The sequence below is a fragment of the Streptomyces sp. NBC_01276 genome (genome assembly GCF_041435355.1).
GTDB lineage: Bacteria > Actinomycetota > Actinomycetes > Streptomycetales > Streptomycetaceae > Streptomyces.
The window spans coordinates 2,277,297-2,303,016 of sequence record NZ_CP108442.1 but is presented as its reverse complement, the minus strand read 5'-3'; the positions used below and the strand labels follow the sequence as shown (position 1 = coordinate 2,303,016).

Below are 25,720 nucleotides of genomic sequence, written 5' to 3'. Positions count from 1 at the left end.
CTCAACTATCGCTCCTGCTGGTAAGTGGGGTCGACGTGGTAACTGCCGGTCGCGGGGCCGGTGGTGCCGGCCTGGCGCCCCTGCTGGATACCGCGTCGGAGGTTGGTGAGGCGCCCGCGGACGTCGTCCGGGGCACGCGAGACCTGCGGGCCCGCCTGGGCCTCGGCCTGCTGCTGGGCGGTACCGGCCACGAGGTTCGCCCGCGGCACCCGGCGGGGCAGCCCCGAGGTGGTGATGCCGCCGGCGGCGGGCTGACGCACCCGCTCCGCCTGACGCATCAGCTCGTCGTTGGGGGAGGACCGCCAGCTGACCGTCGGCGTGCTGCCGGTGACCGCGGTGGCGGGCTCGGCCGCGTGCTCCTGGCCGCGCTGCGGCCCGGACTGCTGGGGCTGCTGCGGCTGCTGGGGTACGGCCGGCGCCTGCCCGGAGGACTGGGCGTCCGCCTGCGGGAACCAGTTCGACTCCAGTGTGTCGAAGATCGGGCTCCGCAGCTCGCCGGTGTTCTGCGAGGGGGCCGGCGGCAGCGCCTCCGGCTGGTGGGCCTGCGGCAGCTGCGGAGCCTCGGCGCGCGGGGCCGGGGCGTAGCCGCCCTGCTGCTGCGCCGGCGGACGCTGTTCGCCGTAGCCGCCGGCACCGGGGCCGCCGGGGCGGGCGAACTGGCCGGTGGAGGCCGGGTCCAGCGGACCGCCCTGCTGCGGGCGCTCGAACTGGCCGGTCTGGCTCGGGCCGGCGTCCTGCGGACGCGGGGCGTTGAAGTCCGGACGGGCGAACTCGGCCGTGGAGCCGGGGCCCGACAGTTCGTCGTGGCCGCGCGGGACCTCCTGGCCGTTCTGCCCCGCACCCCAGCTGGTGGTCTGCGGGAGCCCGGCCGGAGAGGCGCCGGCACCCGGAAGCTCCGGGCGGGGGGCGCCACCGCGCGGCGGCAGCTGCGGACGACGGCGCTGGACCGGAGCCTTCTGGCCCGGCTGCTGCCCAGGCTGCTGCCGACCCTGCTGACCCTGCTGACCCTGCTGGCCGTACTGGCCGGGCTGCTGGGGCTGGCCCTGCTGGGGCTGCTGCCCGTACTGACCCGGCTGCTGCGGGGACTGGGGCTGCTGCGGACGCTCGAAACCGTTGCCCTGCGGGAACCCGCCGGGCGCGGGCTGCTGCGGCATGCCGGCCGGACGGGCCTGCGGGCCGCCCGAGAGGAGCCCGCCGCCCTGGTTGCCGCCCTGACCGCGGGCGGGCAGCGGAGCCCCGGAGCCGAAGGCACCCTGGCCCTGGCCCGTCGCGGCGCCGGGACCGCCCTGGGGACGCTGCCCCGGGCCGCCCTGCTGCGGACGCTGCTGCTGGCCCGGCGCACCGTCACGTCCGGGCAGGGCGGCACGCTGGCCGCCGCCCTGGACCTGGCCGCGCTGCTGGCCGGCGCCGACGGCGGGACGTGCGCCCGCGCCGGGCACGGAAGCCTGCCCACCGGGAGCACCCTGACCGCCCTGGCCGCCCGCGGGGCCGCCCTGAGCGCCCGCGGGGCCGCCCTGGCCCGGCATCGGAGCCGGCTTCTTGCCGCCCTGGGCGACGTCCACCGGGAGCATGACGAGGGCCGTCGTACCGCCCGAGTCGGAGGGGCGCAGCTGGATGCGGATGCCGTGTCGCAGGGACAGGCGGCCGACCACGAACAGGCCCATGCGGCGGGAGACGGAGACGTCCACGGTCGGCGGCGACGCGAGCCGCTCGTTGATCGCGGCGAGGTCCTCGGGGGAGAGGCCGATGCCGGTGTCGTGGATCTCGACGAGCACGCGGCCGTCGGGCAGCGCGTGACCGGTGACCTTGACCTTGGTCTGCGGGGAGGAGAACGAGGTGGCGTTCTCCAGCAGCTCGGCGAGGAGGTGCACGAGGTCGTTGACGACGCGGCCGGCGACGTCGGTGCCGGGCACCGACGCGAGTTCGATGCGCTCGTACTGCTCCACCTCGGACGCCGCGGCGCGGAGCACGTCGACGAGCGGGACGGGGCGGGTCCACCGGCGGCCCGGCTCCTCGCCCGCGAGGACGAGGAGGTTTTCGCCGTTACGGCGCATGCGGGTCGCGAGGTGGTCGAGCTTGAAGAGGGAGGACAGCTGGTCCGGGTCGGCCTCGCGGGACTCCAGTTCGGAGATGAGCGAGAGCTGACGCTGGATGAGGCCCTGGGAGCGGCGCGAGAGGTTGGTGAACATCGCGTTGACGTTGCCCCGGAGGAGGGCCTGCTCGGCGGCGAGGCGGACGGCCTCGCGGTGCACGTCGTCGAAGGCCGCGGCCACCTGGCCGATCTCGTCGCGGGTGTGCAGGCCGACGGACTCCACGGAGGTGTCCACGTCCTGCGGGTCCGACTCCGAGAGCTGCTTGACGAGCTCGGGCAGACGGTCCTGGGCGACGCGCGTCGCGGTGTCCTGCAGGCGGCGCAGCGAGCGGATCATGGACCGGGCCATGATGAAGGCGCCGACGAGCGAGACGCCGAGGACGAGGAGGATCAGGGCACCGTTGATGATGGCGTCCTGCTGCGACTCGTTCTTGAGCTCGCGGGCCTTCTGCTCCATGTCCTCGAGCAGGGTGAGCTCGATGACCTTCATCGCCTGGAGCTTGGTGTCGTCGGCGTCGTACCAGTCCATCCAGGACCGGTTCTTCTCCTTGCCGAACTGCCCCTGGGTGCTCAGCACGCGGCGGGCGTAGTGGTCGGCGGTGCCGATCTCCGTGTTGCCGTCGCCGAGCGCCGCGAGGAGTTCCTCGGGCTTGCCCTGGTAGACGAGCTCGAAGGTCTTCTTCTGCTGGCTCTCACCGCGCAGCGCGGAGAGGGCGTAGAGGCGGTCGTTCTCCTCCAGCTTGCCCGGCTTGTCGCCGCTCTCGGGGAGCGAGGCGGCGATGATCGCGCGCTGGATGGAGGCGTACTCCTTGGCGGCGGAGAACGCCGCCAGGGCGCGGGTGCGCTTGATCATCTCGGGGCTGGAGGTGGCCTGGGCCATGTCCTGCGAGAGCGAGAGCAGCGAGACGATCAGCGAGTTGTACTCGGTGACGGTCTGCTGGGCGCCGTTGACGTACGCCTTCTTGCGGATGTCCTCGATGCCGGTGAGCTGGCGGCCGATCTGCAGGATGTTGTTGCGGATCGACTTGAGGGTCTCGTCCTTGTCCTGCGCGTTGTCGACCTTGTCGGTCGCGGAGGCGAAGGCCTTGGCGGCGGCGTCGGTCTGGTCGCGGACGCCCTGGACGAGGCTGTTGGCCTTGCCGTCCTTGGTCTGCGACAGCGGACCGGCCGACTTGTCGCGCTCCTCCTGGAGCATGGCGGCCAGGTTGGTGGCCTGCCGGGTCATCGTCGTCAGCAGCTGCATGTGCTCCAGCTGCGCGATGTCGTTCATCGAGTCGTTGATGCGGAAACCACCGAGCGTGGTGGCGGCGACGACGGGCAGCGTCAGCAGCGACACCAGTCGCGTGCTGATGCGCCAGTTCTGCATGGCCAGACGGGAACCGGGCCCGGGCGGGGCCTTCGGTATCGCCTCGTCGGGCTCGGCGGACTCGCTCTTGCCCTTGGCCCGGCCGGCCTTGGCGACCTTGCCGGGCTTCCCGGACTTGCCGCGGCCCTTCGCCTTCACCGAAGCCGGGGCATCGGGGCCCGCTCCTTCGACAGCCGGCCCGCGGTTCTGGGCGTGCTGGGGCGAGGAGCCACGGTCGGTCCCGCCGCGCGGCTCCTGCTCCGCCGCAGCGCTGCCATCCCTCTTGAATCGTCCCTGCACTAGCGTCGCAACCTCTGGACCAGGCGTCCCGCCGGATGAGCGGTGGGACGGTGTCGAGTCGTGGGGCACTGACGGCCCCATGGTGGTCGTCGGTGACCGGCGCGTCTCCCTCTCCTTGCCACCGCGCTCGGCGCTCTCTCGCGCCACCTGCGCGCCGGCTGATACCCGCGGCGGTCCCGCGAATTCCAGCACAGTGGGGGATCTCCAACAAGGTGCGCGTGTCGCCCCGGCGAGCCGGTCACGGCACGTGATGGATGGGCTACGCGATGTGCAACAGCTATCGGGATGAATCGGACTTACGCCAATCAAAGCTTGCCTCTGGCAAGGTGTCCCAGTCCTGATGATCAGGAGCGGAATGGCTGATTCAGTGGCGCAATGTCCGTTTCGTCGGGTGGAATTGACTGACCATTATGCCCGGAATGCCCCTTCATTGGTGAGGAAACTCACACGCGAGTGGCCATTACTTCCTGGTTCGGTCGGGGATTCAGATGTTTAGCCTTGCCTTTTAAAGGGTTGGCGCCCCACCCGGCGCATCCGACAACCCTCACCCCACGAGCGAGCCGAGGGCCCGAAACTCCGATGAAGACGACGATGATGTTCCGCAACATAGCCAACCCCCGCCGCACGACCCTCGCGCACCTCAAGGACGCCGAGGAACTGCAGGCGGCCCCGGCCACCCCGGAGCACTCCGTCGAGCTTCCGGGCCAGACCGCGAACCCCCGCCGCACCGTCCTGATGGACGCGCCGGTCGCCGCCGCGCAGTAGCGGCCCCGCGCGAGGACGCGGAGCGCCGCCGCCCACCGCGTTAGCCTGGAGTCCGCAGACTCCAGCCAGCGGAAATACAGAGGGGCAGACGCAACACGTGCGCATCGCCAGGTTCTCGATCGACGGCAACGTCGCCTTCGGCGCGGTCGAGGGCGACGCCGCCCCCGGCGACGGGTCGGAGCTCGTCCTCGACATCATCAAGGGCATCCCCTTCGCGGACTTCGAGCTCTCGGGCACGAAGGTCCCGCTGAGCAAGGTCCGGCTGCTGCCGCCCGTGCTCCCGAACAAGGTCGTGGCCGTCGGCCGCAACTACGCGGAGCACGCGGCGGAGCTGGGCAACGAGGTGCCCGAGGCTCCGATCACCTTCTTCAAGCCCTCCACCTCGGTGGTCGGTCCGGGCGACCCGATCACGTACCCCTCCTTCTCGCAGGACCTCCACCACGAGGCGGAGCTCGCCGTGGTCATCGGCCGCATGTGCCGGGAGGTCCCCAGGGAGCGCGTCAAGGACGTGATCCTCGGCTACACCTGCGCCAACGACGTCACCGCGCGCGACGTCCAGCAGCGGGAGAAGCAGTGGGCCCGGGCCAAGGGCTTCGACAGCGCCTGCCCCCTCGGCCCCTGGATCGAGACCGGCCTCGACCCGGCGGCGATCGCCGCGGGCCTGGCCGTCCAGTGCACCGTCAACGGCGAACAGCGCCAGCTCGGCAGCACCAGCGACATGGTCCGCTCCGTCGAGGACCTGATCGTGCACATCAGCGAGGCCATGACCCTGCTCCCGGGCGACGTCATCCTCACGGGGACCCCGGCCGGAGTCGGCCCCCTCAACGTCGGCGACGAGGTCGCCGTCACCATCGAAGGCATCGGCACTCTCACCAACAAGGTGATCAAGCGTGGCTAACGCGAACGTCCGCGTACGTTTCTGTCCCTCCCCGACCGGCAACCCCCACGTGGGCCTGGTCCGCACCGCCCTCTTCAACTGGGCGTTCGCCCGCCACCACGGCGGTACGTTCGTCTTCCGCATCGAGGACACCGACGCGGCGCGCGACTCCGAGGAGTCGTACGTCCAGCTGCTCGACTCGCTGCGCTGGCTCGGCTTCACCTGGGACGAGGGTCCCGAGGTGGGCGGCCCGCACGCCCCGTACCGCCAGTCCCAGCGCATGGACATCTACGCGGACGTGGCGCGCAAGCTCCAGGACGGCGGCTACGCCTACCACTGCTACTGCACCACCGAGGAGCTCGACGCGCGCCGCGACGCCGCCCGCGCGGCCGGCAAGCCCTCCGGCTACGACGGCCAGTGCCGCGACCTCACGGCGGAGCGGAAGGCCGCGTACGAGGCCGAGGGCCGCAGCTCGATCGTCCGCTTCCGGATGCCCGACGAGACCATCACCTTCACGGACCTGGTCCGCGGCGAGCTCTCCTTCTCTCCGGAGAACGTGCCGGACTTCGGCATCGTCCGCGCGAACGGCGCCCCGCTGTACACGCTGGTCAACCCGGTCGACGACGCGCTGATGGAGATCACGCACGTCCTGCGCGGCGAGGACCTGCTGTCCTCCACCCCCCGCCAGATCGCCCTCTACAAGGCGCTGATCGAGCTGGGCGTCGCCAAGGCCGTCCCCGAGTTCGGCCACCTGCCGTACGTCATGGGCGAGGGCAACAAGAAGCTCTCCAAGCGCGACCCGGAGTCCTCGCTCAACCTCTACCGCGAGCGCGGCTTCCTGCCCGAGGGCCTGCTGAACTACCTCTCGCTCCTGGGCTGGTCCTTCTCCAAGGACCAGGACATCTTCTCCATCGAGGAGATGGTGGCGAAGTTCGACATCCCGGACGTCAACGCCAACCCGGCGCGCTTCGACCTCAAGAAGTGCGAGGCGATCAACGCCGACCACATCCGCCGCCTCGACCCGAAGGCCTTCGCGGACGCCTGCGCGCCCTGGCTCGCGGCCCCGCACGCCAACTGGGCCCCCGAGGACTTCGACGCCGAGGCCTGGGCGCGCATCGCCCCGCACGCCCAGACCCGCGTGACCGTCCTGTCGGACATCACCGCGAACGTCGACTTCCTGTTCCTGAAGGACCCGGTCGAGGACCAGGCGTCGTGGGACAAGGCCATGAAGGGCGAGCCCGCGGCCCTGCTGACCACCGCCCGCGAGAACCTGGCCGGCGCCGACTGGTCGGACCCGGAGTCCCTCAAGCAGGCCGTCCTGACCGCGGGCGAGGCCCACGGCCTCAAGCTCGGCAAGGCGCAGGCCCCCGTCCGCGTGGCCGTCACCGGCCGCACGGTCGGCCTGCCGCTCTTCGAGTCCCTGGAGATCCTGGGCCGGGAGCGCTCGCTGGCGCGCATCGACGCGGCGCTGGCGAAGCTCGCCGCCTGATCCGCACCCCGTGAAAGGGGCGGTGGCCTTCCGGCCGCCGCCCCTTTCGGCGTTGTCGGCGACCGGCCCTAAGGTGCGTGCAGTTGATCACGCACTCCCCGGAAGGCCGCACCATGCCGATGACCGCCCCCGACTTCGACCGCTACTTCACCCCGGGCCACTCCTTCGTCTACGAGAGCGGGGAGAGCGGCACCCTCGCGGTGGCCGTGGCCGGGGAGCTGTGGCTCCCGAGCGGCGAGGTGATCGCCTGCGACCCCTTCGTCAGCCTCGGCGGGGGATGGACCAAGCCCTTCACCACCCGGGTGGCCCCCGGCCGCTACCGCGTCGAGACGGCGATAGCCACCCTCGTCACCCCCGGTGCGGACCCCGGCGGTCGCCCGCACCTGCGTACGGCCGCCGCCCGGCTGGTGATCCGGGACACGGCGACGGCGAGCTGGGAGCACGCCGTGACCGAGGGGCAGGACGTGTCCGGCCTCGGTGACGGCGAGTTCTTCGGCTACGGGGTGGACGCGGGCGCCGGCTGCTTCTACGACAAGGCCGCCGACGATTCCTTCCCGGAGTGCGAGGGCGACGAGGGTCCGCTCTGGGGCGCCTTCGAGGGGGCCGGCCACGGCCCCGGCCCGTACCTGGTCGGAGGTGAGCACGGTCACAACCTCGCGGCCTTCGGCTCCGGCTGGGGCGACGGCCACTACCCGACCTGGATCGGCCGGGACGCCGACGGCGAGGTCACCTGTTTCGTGACGGACTTCTTCGTCGTGCCCACGCCGGAGGACGCCGCGGCGTAGGCTCGCTCCCATGCCGATCCGCGCCGTGCTGTGGGACATCGACGACACCCTGTTCGACTACACGGGTGCCGATTCGGCGGGCCTGGCACGGCACCTCGTCGACGAGGGGCTGGGGGAGCGCTACGGCACCCCCGAGGAGGCCCTGGCCCTGTGGCGGCGGGTCACGGAGGCGCACTGGGCGCGCTTCGCGGCCGGCGAGGTCACCTTCCAGGGCCAGCGCCAGGACCGGGTGCGGGACTTCCTCGATTCCCCCGGCATGGGCGACGAGCGGGCCGACGCCTGGTTCGACCGCTACGTCGAGCACTACAAGGCCGCATGGACGCTGTTCCCGGACGTCGTGCCGGTACTGGACGCCCTGGCCGGTGACTACCGGCACGGGGTGCTCTCCAACTCCTCCGCCGCCAACCAGGACCCCAAACTGCGCCACCTCGGGGTGCGCGACCGCTTCGAGGTGCTCGTCTGCGCCGCCGAGCTGGGCGTCAGCAAGCCCGACGCCGCCGCCTTCCTCGCCGCCTGCGCGGCCCTGGGGCTGTCCGCGGGCGAGGTGGCGTACGTGGGCGACCAGCCGGAGATCGACGCGCGGGGCGCCCGTGACGCGGGTCTGAAGGCGGTCTGGCTCGACCGGGACGGAGGGCGCGGGCCCGGCCCGGCCGGCGTGCACCGGATCGCCGGACTCGACGGGCTGCCGGAGTTGCTGGCGGCAGATACCCGTTTTGGAGCACGGTCAGGCATCCGGTAATGTTCTTTCTGCGCCGCCGGAGCGGGCCGAAAGGTCGGAACGGAGGCGCTAACCAAACGAAAGCCCCCCAGGGGGTTGAAGTTCGGTGGGCTATAGTGTAATTGGCAACACGAGGGTTTCTGGTTCCCTTATTCTAGGTTCGAGTCCTGGTAGCCCAGCGCAGTGCAGTAGTAACGCAGTGCTTTGCCCCCGTTGTGTAGCGGCCTAGCACGCCGCCCTCTCAAGGCGGTAGCGCCGGTTCGAATCCGGTCGGGGGTACAGATCCTTCCCGCGAGATCTCCAGGGTCGCACCCGGACGTCTTGATGCAGGATCGCTAGGGCCCCCGTTGTGTAGCGGCCTAGCACGCCGCCCTCTCAAGGCGGTAGCGCCGGTTCGAATCCGGTCGGGGGTACCAAGGTCTGGCTGGTCTAGACCATTGGGCTATAGTGTAATTGGCAACACGAGGGTTTCTGGTTCCCTTATTCTAGGTTCGAGTCCTGGTAGCCCAGCGCAGTACCGCAGTAAAGCTAGCCCCCGTTGTGTAGCGGCCTAGCACGCCGCCCTCTCAAGGCGGTAGCGCCGGTTCGAATCCGGTCGGGGGTACGTACAGGAGAGGCCCTCCGCGTTCATCGCGGAGGGCCTCTTCGCTGTGTCCGGCCGGAAGCCCGAGTGGACCGGCCCGGCATACAAGTACGGGCCCGGAGGCGCGAGTTCGGACGTGTGCGGCGTCGTTCGCGCCCCCGGACCCGGGGGGTTGGCGGTGGAGGTCTGCGGCCGGGGAGGTGCTCAGCCGGAGCGGCGCAGGGCCTCCGTCAGACGGGCGGCCGCGTCGATGACGGCCTGGGCGTGCATGCGCCCGGGGTGCCGGGTCAGGCGCTCGATCGGCCCGGAGACCGATACGGAGGCCACCACGCGGTTCGACGGCCCGCGCACCGGCGCCGAGACGGAGGCCACGCCGGGCTCCCGCTCGCCGATCGACTGGGCCCAGCCGCGGCGCCGTACGCCGGACAGGGCCGTGGCCGTGAAGCGCGCGCCCTGCAGGCCCCGGTGGAGCCGTTCGGGCTCCTCCCAGGCCATCAGGATCTGTGCGGCCGATCCGGCCTTCATGGGGAGCGTGGAGCCCACCGGGACGGTGTCCCGCAGGCCCGACAGCCGCTCGGCGGCCGCCACGCAGATGCGCATGTCGCCCTGACGACGGTAGAGCTGCGCGCTCTCGCCCGTCACGTCACGGAGGTGCGTGAGCACCGGTCCGGCCGTCGCCAGCAGGCGGTCCTCGCCGGCCGCGGCGGCAAGCTCTGCCAGCCGCGGACCGAGGATGAACCGGCCCTGCATGTCCCTCGCCACCATCCGGTGGTGTTCCAGTGCCACGGCAAGGCGATGTGCCGTGGGTCGTGCGAGCCCTGTCGCCGCGACCAGCCCGGCGAGGGTGGCCGGACCGGACTCCAGTGCGCTCAGTACCAGAGCTGCCTTGTCGAGAACGCCGACGCCGCTAGAGTTGTCCATGAAACGATATTCACGTCTCACACTGTGAAACGCAAGTTCAATTTTTCCAAGAACCAGCGAGTCTGTATGTGCGGGTCCACGAACCACTGGGTCCGAGCCGTCGTTCCGCACTGTGGGGTAGCGGGCGATCAGGCGCTACAGATCTCTAATAAGCGCCGGCCCAACCGGCCGGCCGGAGGGAAAGCGATGGGTAGGACACTCGCGGAGAAGGTCTGGGACGACCACGTCGTCCGGCGCGCCGAGGGCGAGCCCGATCTCCTCTTCATTGATCTCCACCTGCTGCACGAGGTGACCAGCCCGCAGGCCTTCGAAGGCCTGCGTCAGGCCGGCCGCAAGGTCCGACGCCTCGACCTCACCATCGCGACCGAGGACCACAACACCCCCACGCTCGACATCGACAAGCCGATCGCGGACCCGGTCTCCCGCGCCCAGCTGGAGACGCTGCGGGCGAACTGCGCCGAGTTCGGTGTCCGTCTGCACTCGCTGGGTGACGTGGAGCAGGGTGTCGTCCACGTCGTGGGACCGCAGCTGGGCCTGACCCAGCCCGGCACCACGGTGGTCTGCGGCGACTCGCACACCTCCACCCACGGCGCCTTCGGCGCGCTGGCCTTCGGCATCGGCACCAGCCAGGTCGAGCACGTGCTGGCCACCCAGACGCTGCCGCTGGCCCGCCCGAAGACGATGGCGATCACCGTCACCGGCGAGCTGGCCGAGGGCGTCACCGCGAAGGACCTGATCCTGGCGATCATCGCCAAGATCGGCACCGGCGGCGGCCAGGGCTACATCCTGGAGTACCGCGGCGAGGCCGTCGAGAAGCTGTCGATGGAAGCCCGCATGACCATCTGCAACATGTCGATCGAGGCCGGCGCCCGCGCGGGCATGATCGCCCCCGACCGGACCACCTTCGACTACCTCCAGGGCCGTGACCACGCCCCCGTGGGCGAGGACTGGGACGCGGCGGTCGCGTACTGGGAGACGCTGCGCACCGATGAGGACGCGGTCTTCGACGCGGAGGTCGTCATCGACGGCGCTTCGCTGTCCCCGTTCGTCACCTGGGGCACCAACCCGGGCCAGGGCGCGCCGCTGTCGGCCGCCGTCCCCGACCCGGCTTCGTACGAGGACGCTTCGGAGCGCCTGGCCGCCGAAAAGGCCCTGGAGTACATGGGGTTGACCGCCGGGCAGCCGCTGCGCGAGATCCGTGTCGACACGGTCTTCGTAGGTTCCTGCACCAACGGCCGCATCGAGGACCTGCGGGCCGTCGCCGGGATCATCGGGGGCCGCAAAGTCGCCGACGGCGTACGGATGCTGGTCGTCCCGGGCTCGGTCCGGGTCGCCCTCCAGGCCGTGGAAGAGGGCCTGGACAAGGTCTTCAAGGACGCCGGCGCCGAATGGCGGCACGCGGGCTGCTCGATGTGCCTGGGCATGAACCCCGACCAACTGGCTCCTGGTGAGCGTTCCGCGTCCACCTCCAACCGCAACTTCGAAGGCCGGCAGGGCAAGGGCGGGCGGACCCACCTGGTCTCCCCGCAGGTGGCCGCCGCCACCGCGGTGCTGGGCCACCTGGCCTCGCCCGCCGACCTGTCCGACGCCACCGCGACCGCCGGAGTCTGAACCATGGAAGCCTTCACCACCCACACCGGCCGGGCCGTCCCGCTGCGCCGCAGCAACGTCGACACCGACCAGATCATCCCGGCCCACTGGCTGAAGAAGATCACCCGCGACGGGTTCGAGGACGGGCTCTTCGAGGCCTGGCGCAAGGACCCGGAGTTCGTCACGAACCGTCCGGAGCGCGCCGGTGCCACGGTGCTGGTCGCCGGTCCCGACTTCGGCACCGGTTCCTCGCGCGAGCACGCCGTCTGGGCCCTGCAGAACTTCGGCTTCAAGACCGTCATCTCCTCGCGCTTCGCCGACATCTTCCGCGGCAACTCGCTGAAGAACGGTCTGCTGACGGTCGTCCTGCCCCAGGAGACCGTCGAGCGGCTCTGGGAGCTGACCGAGGCCGACCCCACCGCCGAAATCACCGTCGACCTGGTGGACCGCAAGGTCCGAGCCGAGGGCGTCGAGGCCGAGTTCGAACTCGACGACAACGCCCGCTGGCGTCTGCTGGAGGGGCTGGACGACATCTCGCTCACCCTTCAGAACGAAGCGGACATCGACGCTTACGAAAGCACCCGCCCGGCCTTCAAGCCCCGCACGATTCGGGCTTGATTCCTGCCTGATCAGCGCTTATTCACCCTTGGGTGATCACATCGGCAACACTGTGCCCCCCGCCTTCCGGCGGGGGGCACAGCCGTATGTTGAGGCCCCGTGAGGCGACAACTCGCCCCAGATGGCACAATCTGTGCATGGAACGCGACAGTCAACTGCACCTCTACGAACTCGTCGCGGACCGGTTGAAAGAAGCACACGCAAGGGTGCGCACACTGCAAGTCCCGGAGGGCGTAAGGATGGCGCTGTCCCGGAAGCTGTTGGTCGTCACTGCGGCGTCGAAGCACGATCTCGTCGATGCGGCAAGGCGCCTGGACAGGTTGATGAAGGACCTCGACGAGGGTCGATTCCCTGAAGGCGACTGATGCGAAGGAACTCCGTAACGGCCTGCATCGTTGCGGCACTAGGGTGATTAGCCCGTTTCGTGTTTGATTTGCGGTATATATCCGCCTAACGTGCGAAATAAGCTTGAACACATTCGTTCTGGCGAAGTCTCCGAAGGGGAAGACGTGAACAAGGCGCAGCTCGTAGAAGCGATTGCCGACAAGGTTGGCGGCCGCCAGCAGGCCGCGGACGCTGTCGACGCGGTACTCGACGCGATCGTCCGCGCGGTCGTCGCGGGCGACCGGGTCTCGGTCACGGGCTTCGGCTCGTTCGAGAAGGTGGAGCGGCCCGCCCGCTACGCCCGCAACCCGCAGACGGGTGAGCGCGTCCGGGTCAAGAAGACCTCGGTTCCCCGTTTCCGTGCGGGTCAGGGCTTCAAGGACCTGGTCAGCGGCACCAAGAAGCTCCCCAAGGGCGGCGAGGTGTCGGTGAAGAAGGCGCCGAAGGGCAGCCTGTCCGGCGGTGCCTCGGCGTCCGCGACGGTCAAGAAGGCCGCGGCCAAGAAGGCCACCACCGCCAGGAAGGCGGCGGCCAAGACCACGGTCGCGAAGAAGACCGCGGCGACCGTGAAGAAGACCGCCGCCAAGAAGACCACCGCGACGGCGAAGAAGACGACCGCGGTGGCCAAGAAGGCCGCGCCGGCGGCCAAGAAGACCACCGCCGTCAAGGCGACCGCGGCGAAGAAGACCACGGCCGCCGCCAAGAAGACCGCCCCGGCGGCCAAGAAGGCTGCTCCGGCGACCAAGGCGCCCGCCACGAAGAAGGCGACGGCGCGCAAGACCACCGCGAAGAAGACCACCGCCCGCAAGAAGTAAGGGGCACGAGTCACACACGCCGGGCCGGTTTCCCCACCAGGGGGAAGCCGGCCCGCGGTGCGTGGTCCCGGGCCACTCGCCCGGGGTTTGCGCAGGTCAGAAGGTCTGCAGGGTGACCAGGGTGATGCGCAGGGCCGGGCCCTCGCCGTCCGTCTCGATCCGTACGCGCTGCCCCGGGCGCAGCAGCAGCAGGCCGCCCGCCTCGAAGGCCGCGGCCTCGAAGGGCACCGGGGTGCCGTCGTCCAGCAGCACACTGCCGCTGTGGGTCCGGGAGTCGTACGTGTACGCGGTCGCCTGCATACGGGCACTGTATCGGGCCGTGTGCCGGCCCACGCCGAGGGCGAGGGCCGTACGCAGGTCCGCCGCGGTGTCCACGTCCCGGCGGACGCTCTCGACGTCCGCCAGCGAGATTTCCACCGCCCCCGAGGCCGAATGACGGGCCCGGGAGGGGCCGCCGAACGAGGGGGCCAATTCCACGTCCGGGCCGGCGCAAAGCAGCGTGGTACCGATTCCGGCCGCATCCGCCAGAAATGCCCGGGGAAATGCCGTGGCGGTATCGAGCACGCGTAGCAATTCCGGTGGCCGCAGGGCGGGCAGGTCCGCGTTGATCGCCGCCACCGCGGTCCCGGGCCGCCCCGCGCGCACCGCCCGCGCCCCGTGGTCCAGGGCGGCGTTGAGCCCGGCCCCCGGGGCGTCGGGAAGGATCCGCGCACCCAGCCTGGCCAGTTCCGCACCCGCCAGGACGTCGTCCGTGACGACCACCACATCCGCGACCGAGGTGCAGGCCAGGGCCCCGGCCACGGTGTCCTGGGCGAAGGCCAGCGCCAGCCCCGGACGGGACGCGCCGACGGCCGCCGCCAGACGGCTCTTGGCCAGTGCCAAGGGCTTCAGCGGCATCACCAGACTCCACACGGCGTTCGTGACGGACCCCTTCCCTCCGGTGCGCTCCCGCACCCGCCCCGGCCATCGGCGGGCCGTCGCCCGGCCCCCGGTCGGCCCATTGTCGCCTCCGACCGGCAACAGGGGGGCCCGGTGGTGCGAGCGGGGCGTACGGTGTCCTCGACAGGGACCGGACCCGAAGCGACACTTGTCCGGCCCGCAAGGTGCCCACGCCACGCACCGGTCCTAGAGGAAGGTGTCCGAGTGTCCCGCCGCAGAATCGGCTTCTGGTACCGCCTGGCGGCGGTCATAGCAAAACCGCCGCTGGTAGTGCTCTTCAAGCGGGACTGGCGGGGAATGGAGCACATTCCGGCTGATGGCGGATTTATCACCGCCGTCAATCACAACTCGTATCTGGACCCGCTCTCCTACGCGCACTTCCAGTACAACACCGGCCGGGTGCCCCGATTGCTCGCCAAGGCCGGACTCTTCAAGGTGCCTTTTGTCGGCATGATCCTCCACGGCTCCGGGCAGATCCCCGTCTACCGGGAGACCACGAACGCCCTGGACGCATTCCGGGCGGCCGTCGACGCCGTCGAGCGCGGAGAATGCGTGGCCTTTTACCCGGAGGGCACCCTCACCCGTGATCCCGAGATGTGGCCGATGGCCGGCAAGACCGGTGTCGCCCGCGTGGCGCTGATCACCAAGGCCCCGGTCATTCCGGTGGCCCAGTGGGGCGCGAACCTCGCGATGCCGCCCTACGCCAAGGAGAACAAGGTCCGCCTGTTCCCCCGCAAGACCCTCCAGGTGCTCGCGGGACCGCCCGTGGACCTCTCGGCCTACTACGACCGGGAACCCACTCCGGACGTCCTCAAGGGGGCCACCGAGGCCATCATGGCCGACATCACCGGGCTCCTGGAGGAACTGCGCGGGCAGACCGCGCCCGCGCAGCCGTACGACCACCGCAAGGCCAGGGCGGAGCAGCGGCGGAATGCCGCGGGGGAGGGCGACAAGTGACACGTACCGTGAAGGCGGCCGTCTTCGGAACGGGCTCCTGGGGCACGGCCTTCGGCATGGTGCTCGCCGACGCCGGCTGCGAGGTGACCCTGTGGGGCCGCCGCCAGGAGCTCGCCGACGCCATCAACACCGGCCGGACCAACCCGGACTACTTCCCCGGCGTCGAACTGCCCGCGAACCTCCGCGCCACCACCGACGCGGCCGAGGCCGCCCGCGACGCGGACTTCGCCGTCCTGGCCATCCCCTCGCAGACCCTTCGCGCCAACCTCGCCGCGTGGGCCCCGCTGCTGCCCGCCGACGCCGTGCTCGTCTCCCTGATGAAGGGCATCGAACTCGGCACCGCCAAGCGGATGAGCGAGGTCATCGAAGAGGTGGCCAAGGTCCCCGCCGAGCGCGTGGCCGTGGTCACCGGGCCCAACCTGGCCCGCGAGATCGTCGCCCGCCAGCCCGCCGCCTCGGTCGTCGCCTGCGTGGACGAGGCCGTGGCCCGGCGCCTCCAGGCCGCCTGCCACACCGCGTACTTCCGCCCGTACACGAGCACCGACGTCATCGGCTGCGAGCTCGGCGGCGCCGTCAAGAACGTCATCGGCCTCGCCGTCGGCATCGCGGACGGCATGGGCCTGGGCGACAACACCAAGGGCTCCCTCATCACCCGCGGCCTGGCCGAAGCCACCCGCCTGGGCCTCGCCATGGGCGCCGACCCGCTCACCTTCTCCGGCCTCGCGGGCCTCGGCGACCTGGTCGCCACCTGCTCCTCGCCGCTCTCCCGGAACCACACCTTCGGCACCAACCTGGGCCGCGGGATGACCCTGGAGGAGACCATCGCGGTCACCCGGCAGACCGCCGAGGGCGTCAAGTCCTGCCAGTCGGTGGCGGATCTGGCCGGCCGGTACGGGGTGGACATGCCGATCACCGACACGGTGGTCGACATCGTGCACCACGGCAAGCCCCCGCTGGTCGCGCTGAAGGAACTGATGGGGCGCAGCGCGAAACCGGAACGCCGCTGAGTCCTTTCCGGACGTATGAGCGGGTACCCTCGTGGCGATATGAGCAGCGAGAACCTCCCCCAGACCCCTGAGCAGCAGGGCCGCAAGCCCCGCGTGGCCGTCGTGTTCGGCGGCCGCAGCTCGGAACACGCCATTTCGGTCGTCACGGCGGGCGCGGTGCTGCGCTCCATCGACCGTGCCAAGTACGAGGTGCTGCCCATCGGCATCACCACGGACGGCCGGTGGGCCCTGACCGCCGACGACCCCGAGCGCATGGCCATCGCGGACCGCGCCCTCCCGAGCGTGGACACGCTGGCGGAGTCCCCGGACGGCACCGTCGTGCTCTCCGTGGACCCCGCCAGCCGCGAGGTCGTCTACACCGAGCCGGGTGCCGTCCCCAAGGCGCTGGGCGAGGTCGACGTCGTCTTCCCCGTCCTGCACGGTCCCTACGGCGAGGACGGCACCCTCCAGGGCCTCCTGGAGCTGTCCGGGGTCCCCTACGTCGGTTCGGGCGTCCTCGCCTCGGCCGTCGGCCAGGACAAGGACTACATGAAGCGGGTGTTCACCTCCTTCGGGCTGAAGGTCGGCCCGTACGTGACCATCCGTCCCCGCGAGTGGGAGGCCGACCCGGCCGCCGCCACGGCGAGGATCCTGGACTTCGCGGGCGAGCACGGCTGGCCGCTGTTCATCAAGCCCGCCCGCGCCGGCTCCTCCATCGGCATCACCAAGGTCGACGACCCCTCCGGTCTGGAAGCGGCCGTCCACGAGGCCCGCCGCCACGACCCGAAGGTCATCGTGGAGGCGCTGCTGCGCGGCCGCGAGATCGAGTGCGGCGTGCTGGAGTTCGAGGACGGGCCGCGCGCGAGCGTCCCGGCCGAGATCCCGCCGGTCTCCAGCCACGACTTCTACGACTTCGAGGCGAAGTACATCGACTCCGCCGCCGGACTCGTGCCCGCCCCGCTCACCCCGGAGCAGACCGCCGAGGTGCAGCGGCTCGCGATCGAGGCCTTCGAGGCCGCGTCCTGCGAGGGCCTGGTGCGCGCCGACTTCTTCCTCACCGAGGACGGCACCTTCGTCATCAACGAGATCAACACCATGCCCGGGTTCACGCCGATCTCCATGTACCCGCGGATGTGGCAGGAGTCGGGCATCGAGTACCAGGAGCTGGTGGACCTCCTGCTCCAGGCGGCCCTGCGCCGCTCCACCGGGCTGCGCTAGCCGCACCCGGCCCCGTACAGCCGACCGCCCGCCGTCCGCCCCGAGAGGGGCGGCCGACGGGCGGCGGTGTGAGCGGGAGCGGGTCCGGCGGGATCAGTAGGAGGAGATGCCCACCGGCACCGACTTGGCCACGGCGGCGGACAGACCGACCAGCATCCCCGCGTCCGTGGCATGCTCCTTGTCGACCCGGACCTCCGTGTACGCCAGCCGTGCTCCGGTGGTGAACCGGAAGCCGCCGTCGGACATCTTCTCCAACAGCCATCCGACGCCGTTGACCTCGACGCCCTCCTGCTTCGGATCGGCCATCGCGGGGGGCTTGGGGATACCGCACCGCAGTACGATCGCCGAGCCGCCCCACGCGGCGGTCAGATCCGACACCGGCTCGGTGGCGGTCCGGGCCAGCCCCGCCACCGTCTCCGGGAGCTCCTTGTGCAGCGACGCACAGAGCCCCGCGACATCGGCCGGCGGAGCGGGCGGCGGATCCACCCGGGCCCCGGAATCCCCCGGGGCGCAGCCCGCGAGGGCCAGCAGGACCAGTGGGGCGGCTAGACGGAACGGCCGGCGGTGGAGTGACATCACCGGCCAAGAGTAGACGGGGGCTACAGATGGACCACGGGGCAGGTCAAGGTGCGGGTGATCCCCTCCACCTGCTGGACCTTGGCGACCACCATGCGGCCGAGGTCGTCGACCGTGTCGGCCTGGGCGCGCACGATCACGTCGTACGGACCCGTCACGTCCTCGGCCTGGATCACCCCCGCGATCTTTCCGATGGACTCGGCGACGAACGACGCCTTGCCCACCTCGGTCTGGATGAGGATGTACGCCTGTACCACAGAACCTCCAGGGCGGCCACGAGGATCATTTCCCCTAACCTTCGGATGGGCCCAGGGAGATCGGGCGGGCCCGGGGAAGAGACGCCACGGTACCGCGTCGCCGTGCGCTGCGGGGAGACCCGTGGGCCCGGCGCCACGCACAGCGGGGCGCACGGAGAGCAGAAGTTGACGTATCTGTTGACGGTACCCAGAGCTGTGACGGCTCGCGACCGCAAGCGGACTTGCCAAGAAGGGGCACAGCGATGAAGGGCACTGTGGGCGAGCTGGGGGAGTTCGGGCTCATTCGGGAGCTCACCTCACGGCTCACCACCACCCCGGCGGTCCGGCTCGGACCCGGCGACGACGCCGCGGTGGTGTCGGCCCCCGACCGGCGGGTCGTGGCGAGCACGGACATCCTGCTGGAGGGCAGGCACTTCCGGCGCGACTGGTCCACGGCCTACGACGTCGGCCGCAAGGCCGCCGCGCAGAACCTGGCCGACATCGCCGCCATGGGAGCGGTGCCGACCGCGCTGCTCCTGGGCCTGGTCGTCCCGGCGGAACTGCCGGTCACCTGGCCCACCGAGCTGATGGACGGCATCCGTGACGAATGCCAGGTCGCGGGCGCGGCCGTGGTCGGCGGCGACGTCGTGCGCGGCGACACCATCACCGTCTCCATCACCGCCCTCGGCGACCTGCGCAACCACGAGCCCGTACTGCGCTCCGGCGCCCGGCCCGGGGACGTCGTGGCCGTCACGGGCTGGCTCGGCTGGTCCGCGGCCGGCTACGCGGTGCTCTCGCGCGGCTTCCGCTCCCCGCGGGCCTTCGTCGAGGCGCACCGGCGCCCCGAGCCCCCGTACCACGCGGGCCCCGCGGCCGCCGGACTCGGCGCCACCGCCATGACCGACGTCAGCGACGGCCTGATCGCCGACCTGGGGCACATCGCCGAGTCCAGCAAGGTGCGCATCGACGTGCGCTCGGGGGCCGTGGACATCCCGACCCAGATGCACGACATCGGCCAGGCCGTCGGCGTGGACCCGCTCCAGTGGGTGCTGACCGGGGGCGAGGACCACGCCATCGTGGCGACCTTCCCGTCCGACGTGAAGCTCCCGGCCCGCTGGAAGGTCATCGGGGAGGTCCAGCACCGCTCCGCGCTGCCCCAGGTGACCGTGGACGGCGCCCCCTGGACCAGCACCGGCGGCTGGGACCACTTCGGCGCCGATCCGGACGCCGAGGGACCGTCCCAGTGAGCCGGCCGGTGCCGCACCCGCCCTTGTGCCTGACCGTCGCCGGATCCGACTCCGGCGGCGGCGCGGGCATCCAGGCCGACCTCAAGACCATGCTCGCCCTCGGCGTGCACGGCATGAGCGTCGTCACCGCGGTGACCGCGCAGAACTCCCTCGGCGTACGGGGGGCCTGGGAGCTGCCCGCCGAGGCCGTCACCGCCCAGTACCGGGCCGTGGCGGACGACATCGGGGTCCAGGCCGTCAAGACCGGGATGCTGTCCTCCGCCGTACTGGTGGAAACGGTGGCCGGGCTGCTGGCCGCGACGGACGCTCCGGTGGTGGTCGATCCCGTCGGGGTCTCCAAGCACGGGGACGCGCTGCTCGCCGCCTCCGCGCTGGACGCCGTGCGCCGGGAACTGCTGCCGCGGGCCACGGTGGCGACGCCGAACCTGGACGAGGTGGCGCAGCTCACGGGACTGACCGTCACCGACGAGGACGGCATGCGCCGGGCCGCCGACGCCGTCCTCGGCTACGGCCCCCGCTGGGCGCTGATCAAGGGCGGCCACCTCGCGGCCCACGGCGGTGAGGCCGTGGACCTGCTCACCGACGGCTCCGAGGAGCTGTGGCTGCGCGCGCCGCGCCTCGACAACCGGCACACGCACGGCACGGGCTGCACCCTCGCCAGCGCCGTCGCGGCGGGCCTGGCCAAGGGCCTCGCCGTCCCGGAGGCGGTCACGGCCGCCAAGGAGTACGTCACGGGCGCCATCGCGGCCGGCTTCGCGCTCGGCGCGGGCATCGGTCCCGTCGATCACGCCTGGCAGTGGCGCTGAGCGCGCCCGCACCCTCCCCGCACCCCTCGCCCGCACCCTCCCGGCAGCGTCCCGGGAAAGACAAAAGGCCGGTTCACCAGAGGTGAACCGGCCTTCTTGGCAACCGGAAAGGGCTGCGCTACGACGACGGGAGGCGTCAGCGCGAGACCTTGCCGGCCTTGATGCACGAGGTGCAGGCGTTGAGGCGCTTCGGCGTCCCATTGACCACGGCACGGACACGCTGGATGTTCGGGTTCCAGCGACGCGAGGTGCGGCGGTGCGAGTGGGAGATGTTGTTGCCGAAGCTCGGCCCCTTGGCGCAAACGTCGCAGTTGGCAGCCACAGGTCACTCCAAGACTTCAGATGCAATTACGGTGGAATCCGGCGCACCGGAATCAGAGATCTGAAGTGGCTTGCCGGACGAATGACCCGACTCTCGACGGGCAACCTGAGCAGCATACAACGACTGCTTGGGTCCAAGAAAACTACCATGACGGGGACGGGCTCCGCCCCGGGGTCCCGAGCCGGGGCCCGTCCTTCGTTACCCTGCGGTGAACCCTGGCCCGCACAAGGAGGAACGCCCGGTGGCGCACGAGCCTGGCCCGCACACCCTCGACGCCGAAGCGGTGCGCACCTGGAGCTCGCTGGCCCTGGCCGCACTGGGCCGGGCCCGCGAGGACATCGACGCGATCAACGTCTACCCGGTCGCGGACGCCGACACCGGCACGAACCTCTACCTCACCGCCGAGTCCGCGGACCGCGCCCTGACCGAGGCCTTCGCCGGCCCCCCCGCCCGCGTGACCGACGGCACACCCGCCGCCCCCTCCCTGCCCGAGGCCGTACGGGCCTACGCGTACGGCGCCCTCATAGGCGCCCGGGGCAACTCCGGGACGATCCTCGCCCAGCTGCTGCGCGGGGTCGCCGACGTGCTGGGCGCCGAGCCCGACGCCCGCGACGGCGGCCCGCTGCTGGCCCGGGCCCTGACCCGGGCCGCCGAGGAGGCCTACCAGGCCGTCGCGCACCCGGTCGAGGGCACCATGCTCACCGTCGCCGGAGCCGCCGCCCGGGCCGCGGCGACCGCCGGAGCAGCCGCCGCGACCGCCGCCGACGTGGCGCGGGCCGCCTACGAGGGAGCCCGCGCGGCCCTCGCCGAGACCCCGGGCCAGCTCGCCGCGCTGGGGCGGGCCGGAGTCGTCGACGCCGGGGGCTGCGGGCTGGTCGCCGTACTCGGAGCCCTGTGGCAGGCGCTGTCCGGACAGGAACCCGAGGCCGAACCGGCACGCGGCCGGGCCGTGCCCGGCCCCCGGGACGACCGGCCGTGCGCCGAGGAGCTGGGCGGACCCGCCTACGAGGTGGTCTACCTGCTGGAGGCCGGCGAGGAGGCGGTCGGGGAGCTGCGCGCCACGCTCGACGGGCTCGGCGACTCCCTGGTGGTGGTCGGCGGCGACGCGCTCTGGAACGTCCACGTCCACGTCGACGACCCCGGCGCGGCCGTCGAGGCGGGAGTGGTCGCCGGACGGCCCTACCGGATCCGCATCACCCACTTCGGCGACGAGCGCCGCCTCGCGCGGGCCCCGCGCGTCCAGCGGGCCGTCGTCGCCGTCGTCCAGGGCGAGGGGCTGGCCGGACTGTGCGGCGAGGCCGGCGCCACCGCCGTACTGGCCCGCCCCGGCGAGCCGCCGGCCGTCCCCGTGCTGCTCGACGCGATCCGCCGGGCCCACGCCCGCGAGGTGGTCCTGCTGCCCGGCGCCGCCGACCTGCGGGCCGCCGCCGCGGCCGCCGCCGAACAGGCCCGCGCCGACGGCGTACGGGTCGCCGTCATCCCCACCCGCTCCGCGGTCCAGGGCCTGGCCGCCCTCGCCGTGCACGACCCGGACGGCAGCTTCGACGAGGACGTCGTCGCCATGACCGCCGCCGCCGGCGCCACCCGCTACGGAGAACTGGCCGTCGCCGAACGGCAGTCCTTCACCTCCGCCGGCATCTGCCAGGCCGGCGACGTGCTCGGCCTGATCGACGGCGACGTCGCCGTCATCGGCGCCGGCCTGCCCGAGACGGCCGAGGCGGTCCTGGCGCGGATGCTCGGCTCCGGCGGCGAACTGGTCACCCTGGTCCTGGGCCCCGAGGTCCCCGACGCCCTCGCCGCGCGCCTGGAGGCGTACGTGCAGCACGGGCACCTCGCCGTCGACACGGTCACCTACCGGGGCGGCCGGTACTCGGCGCCGCTGCTCATCGGGGTGGAATAGCGGCCTTGTCAGCGCGATGGTGTGCAATGGAACACGTGCCCGCGCTCGACGAAGACCTCAAGAAGACCCTCGGCCCCGCCACCGCCAAGGTGCTGGCCGAGCAGCTCGGCCTGCACACGGCCCTGGACCTGCTCCACCACTACCCCCGGCGGTACGCCGAGCGCGGCGAGCTGACCCCGCTCACCGAGCTCGCCGACCAGCTCGACGAGCACGTGACGGTCGTCGCCCAGGTCGCCGACGCCCGGATCCTGACCTTCAACGGCGGCCGGGGCAAACGCCTCGAAGTCACCATCACCGACGGCAGCGGCCGGCTCCAGCTGGTCTTCTTCGGAGCCGGCGTCCACAAACCGCACAAGGACCTGCTGCCCGGAACCCGCGCCATGTTCGCGGGCAAGGTCGGCATGTTCAACCGCAAGCTCCAGCTCTCGCACCCCGCCTACGAACTCCTCGGCGCCGACGCCTCCGAAGGGGACGCGGCGACCGCCTTCGCGAACCGGCTCATCCCGATCTACCCGGCCTGCGCCAAGCTGGAGTCCTGGAAGATCGCCAAATGCGTGGACGCGGTCCTGCCCGCCGCCCGGGAGACCGTGGACCCCCTCCCGCCCACCCTGCGCGAGGGCCGCGGGCTCGTCCCGCTCACCGAGGCCCTCCTCAAGATCCACCGCCCCACCGCCAAGGCCGACATCGAGGACGCGCGGCAACGCCTGAAGTGGGACGAGGCCTTCGTCCTCCAGGTCGCCCTCGCCCGCCGCCGCCACGCCGACTCCCAGCTCCCCGCCGTCCCCCGCCGCCCCGCCCCGGCCGGCCTCCTCGACTCCTTCGACGCGAAGCTCCCCTTCACCCTCACCGACGGCCAGCAGAACGTGTCCCGGGAGATCTTCGACGACCTCGCCACCAGCCACCCGATGCACCGCCTCCTCCAGGGCGAGGTCGGCTCGGGCAAAGCGCAACCCCTCGACTCGCTGGTGCTGACGCCCACCGGGTTCCGGCCCATGGGAGACATCCGGGTGGGGGACGAGGTGGTGGTGCCGTCCGGCGAGATCGCCCTCGTGGGGGGCGTCTTCCCGCAGGGAGTGCGCGATGTGTGGCGCGTACTGCTCTCGGACGGGAGCTCTGTCGAGTGCGATGACGAACACCTGTGGATCGTCGGCACGAGCCGTGGAGGGCACCCTGGCCAGGAGCCGAAGGTCATGACCACGAGGGAGATCAGGTCGGACCTGCGCGAGGCCGATGGATCTTCAAAGTGGTACCTGCCGGTGGCCGTCCCCGTGGACCTCGGGAGCGATGACCGCCCACCACTTGATCCCTATCTGATGGGCGTGCTCATCGGCGACGGCTCTTTCCGGCACGACCTGCGACTGTCCACCAGGGACCAAGACATCCTGGCTGCCGCCGAGGCGGCGGTCGCCCCGCACTGCGAGATGGCCGCGGTGCCGGGATCCGCCTGCGACTACACGATCCGGCCGAGCGGACCGAGGGGCGGCACCCGGCGGAATCCCGTCATCCAGGCGGTGCGCGATCTGGGGCTGTGGGGTGCGAGCCCCCATGGCGAGTTCGTCCCGGAGGTCTACAAGAACGCGCCGGTCAAGGACCGCTTGGCGGTCCTTCAGGGGCTCATGGACACGGACGGGACGCTGCACGCGGACGGGACGGGTATCTCATTCCGCTCGGCATCTCTCCGGCTCGCGGAGGACGTGGCCTGGCTCGTGCGCTCTCTCGGCGGCCGGGCTCGCGTGCTGCCCGAGGAGGCCGCTTTCCACGTCTCCGTCGCCCTGCCCGAGGAGTTCGAGCCGTTCCGGCTGCCGCGCAAGGCGGCACGCGTGCGGCCGAGGCCGACGTCCAGCACCCTCCGGCGGAGTATCCGGACGGTGGAGCATGTCGGCCCCAAGCCGGTGCAGTGCATCAGCGTCGAGCACGCCAGTCACGCCTACGTGACCGACAACTTCACCGTGACGCACAACACGATGGTCGCCCTGCGGGCCATGCTCGCCGTGGTCGACAGCGGAGGGCAGGCCGCGATGCTCGCGCCCACCGAAGTGCTCGCCCAGCAGCACCACCGGTCCATCACCGAGATGATGGGCGAGCTCGCCGAGGGCGGCATGCTCGGCGGCTCCGACCAGGGCACCAAAGTGGTGCTGCTCACCGGCTCCATGGGCATGCCCGCCCGCCGCCAGGCCCTGCTCGACCTGGTCACCGGAGAGGCGGGCATCGTCATCGGCACCCACGCGCTCATCGAGGAAAAGGTCCGGTTCCACGACCTCGGCCTCGTCGTGGTCGACGAACAGCACCGCTTCGGCGTCGAACAGCGCGACGCGCTGCGGTCGAAGGGCAAGCAGCCCCCGCACCTGCTCGTCATGACCGCCACCCCCATCCCGCGCACCGTCGCGATGACCGTCTTCGGCGACCTGGAGACTTCCGTCCTCGACCAGCTGCCCGCCGGCCGCTCCCCGATCGCCACCCACGTCGTGCCCGCCAAGGACAAGCCCCACTTCCTCACGCGGGCCTGGGAACGCGTCCGTGAGGAAGTCGAGAACGGCCACCAGGCCTACGTGGTCTGCCCCCGGATCGGGGACGGCGAGGACGAGCCCAAGAAGAAGAAGGCCACCGAGGAGGACGGCGACAAGCGCCCCCCGCTCGCCGTGCTGGAGATCGCCGAGCAGCTCGCCAAGGGACCGCTCGCCGGGCTCCGCGTCGAGGTCCTGCACGGGCGGATGGACCCCGCCGACAAGGACGACGTGATGCGCCGCTTCGCCGCCGGCGAGGTCAAGGTGCTCGTGGCCACCACCGTCATCGAGGTCGGCGTCAACGTCCCCAACTCCACGGTCATGGTGATCATGGACGCCGACCGCTTCGGCGTCTCCCAGCTCCACCAGCTGCGCGGCCGCGTCGGCCGCGGCTCCGCCCCGGGCCTGTGCCTGCTGGTCAGCGAGATGCACGAGGCCAGCCCGGCCCGTGCCCGGCTCGCCGCCGTCGCCGCCACCCTCGACGGCTTCGAACTCTCCCGGATCGACCTGGAGCAGCGCCGCGAGGGCGACGTCCTCGGCCAGGCCCAGTCGGGCGTGCGCTCCTCGCTGCGCATGCTCGCCGTCATCGAGGACGAGGAGGTCATCGCCCAGGCCCGCGAGGAGGCCACCCGCGTGGTCGCCGACGACCCCGAGCTGACCGGCCTCCCCGGCCTGCGCACCGCCCTGGACGCCCTGCTGGACACCGAGCGGGAGCAGTACCTGGAGAAGGGCTGACAATGGGGGGGC

Annotated in this window: 21 protein-coding genes, 5 tRNA genes and 1 pseudogene; 21 read left to right on the top strand and 6 right to left on the bottom strand. The window is 71.6% G+C overall.

Annotated elements, in window-relative coordinates:
• Nucleotides 1-5: 5 nt before the first annotated feature.
• Nucleotides 6-3,737 (bottom strand): nitrate- and nitrite sensing domain-containing protein, encoded by a 3,732-nt coding sequence (locus tag OG295_RS09635; protein ID WP_371676500.1) that lies wholly within the window; start codon nt 3,735-3,737, stop codon nt 6-8.
• A gap of 579 nt (nt 3,738-4,316) precedes the next feature.
• On the opposite strand from OG295_RS09635, the gene OG295_RS09630 reads away from it, so the two are divergent.
• From OG295_RS09630 to OG295_RS09585, 10 genes are all read left to right on the top strand, one after another.
• Complete coding sequence (locus OG295_RS09630) at nt 4,317-4,502, top strand: hypothetical protein (RefSeq protein ID WP_356221683.1); 186 nt, start codon at nt 4,317-4,319, stop codon at nt 4,500-4,502.
• Nucleotides 4,503-4,599: 97 nt separating this feature from the next.
• Nucleotides 4,600-5,400, top strand: a complete 801-nt coding sequence (locus OG295_RS09625; protein ID WP_280916314.1) for a fumarylacetoacetate hydrolase family protein — start codon at nt 4,600-4,602, stop codon at nt 5,398-5,400.
• Nucleotides 5,393-6,868 (top strand): glutamate--tRNA ligase, encoded by a 1,476-nt coding sequence (gene gltX / locus OG295_RS09620; RefSeq protein ID WP_371676499.1) that lies wholly within the window; start codon nt 5,393-5,395, stop codon nt 6,866-6,868. Before OG295_RS09625 ends, gltX begins: the two co-directional genes overlap by 8 nt.
• 113 nt (nt 6,869-6,981) lie before the next feature.
• Nucleotides 6,982-7,653, top strand: a complete 672-nt coding sequence (locus tag OG295_RS09615; RefSeq protein WP_371681147.1) for a DUF4241 domain-containing protein — start codon at nt 6,982-6,984, stop codon at nt 7,651-7,653.
• 10 nt (nt 7,654-7,663) lie between these two features.
• Complete coding sequence (locus OG295_RS09610) at nt 7,664-8,392, top strand: HAD family hydrolase (RefSeq protein ID WP_371676498.1); 729 nt, start codon at nt 7,664-7,666, stop codon at nt 8,390-8,392.
• 86 nt (nt 8,393-8,478) lie between these two features.
• Nucleotides 8,479-8,550 (top strand) — tRNA-Gln (locus OG295_RS09605).
• A gap of 27 nt (nt 8,551-8,577) precedes the next feature.
• Nucleotides 8,578-8,650 (top strand) — tRNA-Glu (locus tag OG295_RS09600).
• A gap of 61 nt (nt 8,651-8,711) precedes the next feature.
• Nucleotides 8,712-8,787 (top strand) — tRNA-Glu (locus tag OG295_RS09595).
• Between the two features lie 22 nt (nt 8,788-8,809).
• Nucleotides 8,810-8,881 (top strand) — tRNA-Gln (locus OG295_RS09590).
• Between the two features lie 21 nt (nt 8,882-8,902).
• Nucleotides 8,903-8,975: transfer RNA gene (locus tag OG295_RS09585), tRNA-Glu, on the top strand.
• A 183-nt stretch (nt 8,976-9,158) separates the two neighbouring features.
• On the opposite strand, the gene ndgR is transcribed toward OG295_RS09585, so the two are convergent.
• Nucleotides 9,159-9,875: an IclR family transcriptional regulator NdgR gene (gene ndgR / locus OG295_RS09580; RefSeq protein ID WP_007266782.1), complete on the bottom strand. Its 717-nt coding sequence runs from the start codon at nt 9,873-9,875 to the stop codon at nt 9,159-9,161.
• A gap of 186 nt (nt 9,876-10,061) precedes the next feature.
• Here ndgR and leuC point away from each other — a divergent pair, with 186 nt between their 5' ends.
• The 4 genes from leuC to OG295_RS09560 all read left to right on the top strand — a co-directional run bounded on the left by leuC (nt 10,062) and on the right by OG295_RS09560 (nt 13,282).
• Complete coding sequence (gene leuC, locus OG295_RS09575; RefSeq protein ID WP_371676497.1) at nt 10,062-11,486, top strand: 3-isopropylmalate dehydratase large subunit; 1,425 nt, start codon at nt 10,062-10,064, stop codon at nt 11,484-11,486.
• A 3-nt stretch (nt 11,487-11,489) separates the two neighbouring features.
• Complete coding sequence (gene leuD / locus OG295_RS09570) at nt 11,490-12,083, top strand: 3-isopropylmalate dehydratase small subunit (protein WP_030227329.1); 594 nt, start codon at nt 11,490-11,492, stop codon at nt 12,081-12,083.
• 137 nt (nt 12,084-12,220) lie between these two features.
• Nucleotides 12,221-12,448 (top strand): hypothetical protein, encoded by a 228-nt coding sequence (locus tag OG295_RS09565; RefSeq protein ID WP_030227330.1) that lies wholly within the window; start codon nt 12,221-12,223, stop codon nt 12,446-12,448.
• Nucleotides 12,449-12,592: 144 nt separating this feature from the next.
• Nucleotides 12,593-13,282 carry an HU family DNA-binding protein gene (locus OG295_RS09560; RefSeq protein WP_371676496.1) on the top strand — a complete coding sequence of 230 codons (690 nt, stop codon included), beginning with the start codon at nt 12,593-12,595 and terminating at the stop codon, nt 13,280-13,282.
• Between the two features lie 303 nt (nt 13,283-13,585).
• Here the strand turns inward: OG295_RS09560 and cofC are convergent.
• Nucleotides 13,586-14,179 (bottom strand): annotated as a pseudogene (gene cofC / locus OG295_RS09555) (2-phospho-L-lactate guanylyltransferase); the annotation flags it as partial.
• Nucleotides 14,180-14,425: 246 nt separating this feature from the next.
• Between cofC and OG295_RS09550 the strand changes: the two are divergent.
• Genes OG295_RS09550 through OG295_RS09540 form a run of 3 tightly spaced genes read left to right on the top strand, consistent with a single transcriptional unit; the run spans nt 14,426 to nt 17,382 of the window.
• Nucleotides 14,426-15,178: a lysophospholipid acyltransferase family protein gene (locus tag OG295_RS09550; RefSeq protein WP_371676495.1), complete on the top strand. Its 753-nt coding sequence runs from the start codon at nt 14,426-14,428 to the stop codon at nt 15,176-15,178.
• Complete coding sequence (locus tag OG295_RS09545) at nt 15,175-16,185, top strand: NAD(P)H-dependent glycerol-3-phosphate dehydrogenase (RefSeq protein ID WP_371676494.1); 1,011 nt, start codon at nt 15,175-15,177, stop codon at nt 16,183-16,185. The genes OG295_RS09550 and OG295_RS09545 overlap by 4 nt, the downstream gene beginning before the upstream one ends.
• A 39-nt stretch (nt 16,186-16,224) precedes the next feature.
• Nucleotides 16,225-17,382 (top strand): D-alanine--D-alanine ligase family protein, encoded by a 1,158-nt coding sequence (locus OG295_RS09540; protein WP_371676493.1) that lies wholly within the window; start codon nt 16,225-16,227, stop codon nt 17,380-17,382.
• 93 nt (nt 17,383-17,475) lie between these two features.
• Here OG295_RS09540 and OG295_RS09535 read toward each other — a convergent pair whose 3' ends face one another.
• Both OG295_RS09535 and OG295_RS09530 read right to left on the bottom strand, forming a co-directional pair.
• Entirely contained in the window at nt 17,476-17,958 is a 483-nt protein-coding gene (locus OG295_RS09535; RefSeq protein WP_371676492.1) for a DUF3515 domain-containing protein, read from the bottom strand.
• Nucleotides 17,959-17,981: 23 nt separating this feature from the next.
• The gene (locus OG295_RS09530) at nt 17,982-18,215 is read right to left on the bottom strand and encodes an Lrp/AsnC ligand binding domain-containing protein (RefSeq protein ID WP_030227340.1); all 234 of its coding nucleotides are present in this window, start codon (nt 18,213-18,215) and stop codon (nt 17,982-17,984) included.
• Nucleotides 18,216-18,457: 242 nt separating this feature from the next.
• Here OG295_RS09530 and OG295_RS09525 point away from each other — a divergent pair, with 242 nt between their 5' ends.
• Complete coding sequence (locus OG295_RS09525) at nt 18,458-19,441, top strand: thiamine-phosphate kinase (protein WP_356221661.1); 984 nt, start codon at nt 18,458-18,460, stop codon at nt 19,439-19,441.
• An 8-nt stretch (nt 19,442-19,449) separates the two neighbouring features.
• A complete protein-coding gene (thiD, locus tag OG295_RS09520; RefSeq protein WP_371676491.1) occupies nt 19,450-20,247 on the top strand; it encodes a bifunctional hydroxymethylpyrimidine kinase/phosphomethylpyrimidine kinase in 798 nt (265 codons plus the stop codon).
• Between the two features lie 136 nt (nt 20,248-20,383).
• Here thiD and rpmB read toward each other — a convergent pair whose 3' ends face one another.
• Complete coding sequence (rpmB, locus tag OG295_RS09515) at nt 20,384-20,569, bottom strand: 50S ribosomal protein L28 (RefSeq protein ID WP_007266795.1); 186 nt, start codon at nt 20,567-20,569, stop codon at nt 20,384-20,386.
• Between the two features lie 241 nt (nt 20,570-20,810).
• On the opposite strand from rpmB, the gene OG295_RS09510 reads away from it, so the two are divergent.
• Both OG295_RS09510 and OG295_RS09505 read left to right on the top strand, forming a co-directional pair.
• Entirely contained in the window at nt 20,811-22,469 is a 1,659-nt protein-coding gene (locus OG295_RS09510) for a DAK2 domain-containing protein (RefSeq protein ID WP_371676489.1), read from the top strand.
• A 26-nt stretch (nt 22,470-22,495) separates the two neighbouring features.
• On the top strand, nt 22,496-25,708 hold the full coding sequence (locus tag OG295_RS09505) for a helicase-related protein (RefSeq protein WP_371676488.1): 3,213 nt from the start codon (nt 22,496-22,498) through the stop codon (nt 25,706-25,708).
• Nucleotides 25,709-25,720: the final 12 nt, after the last annotated feature.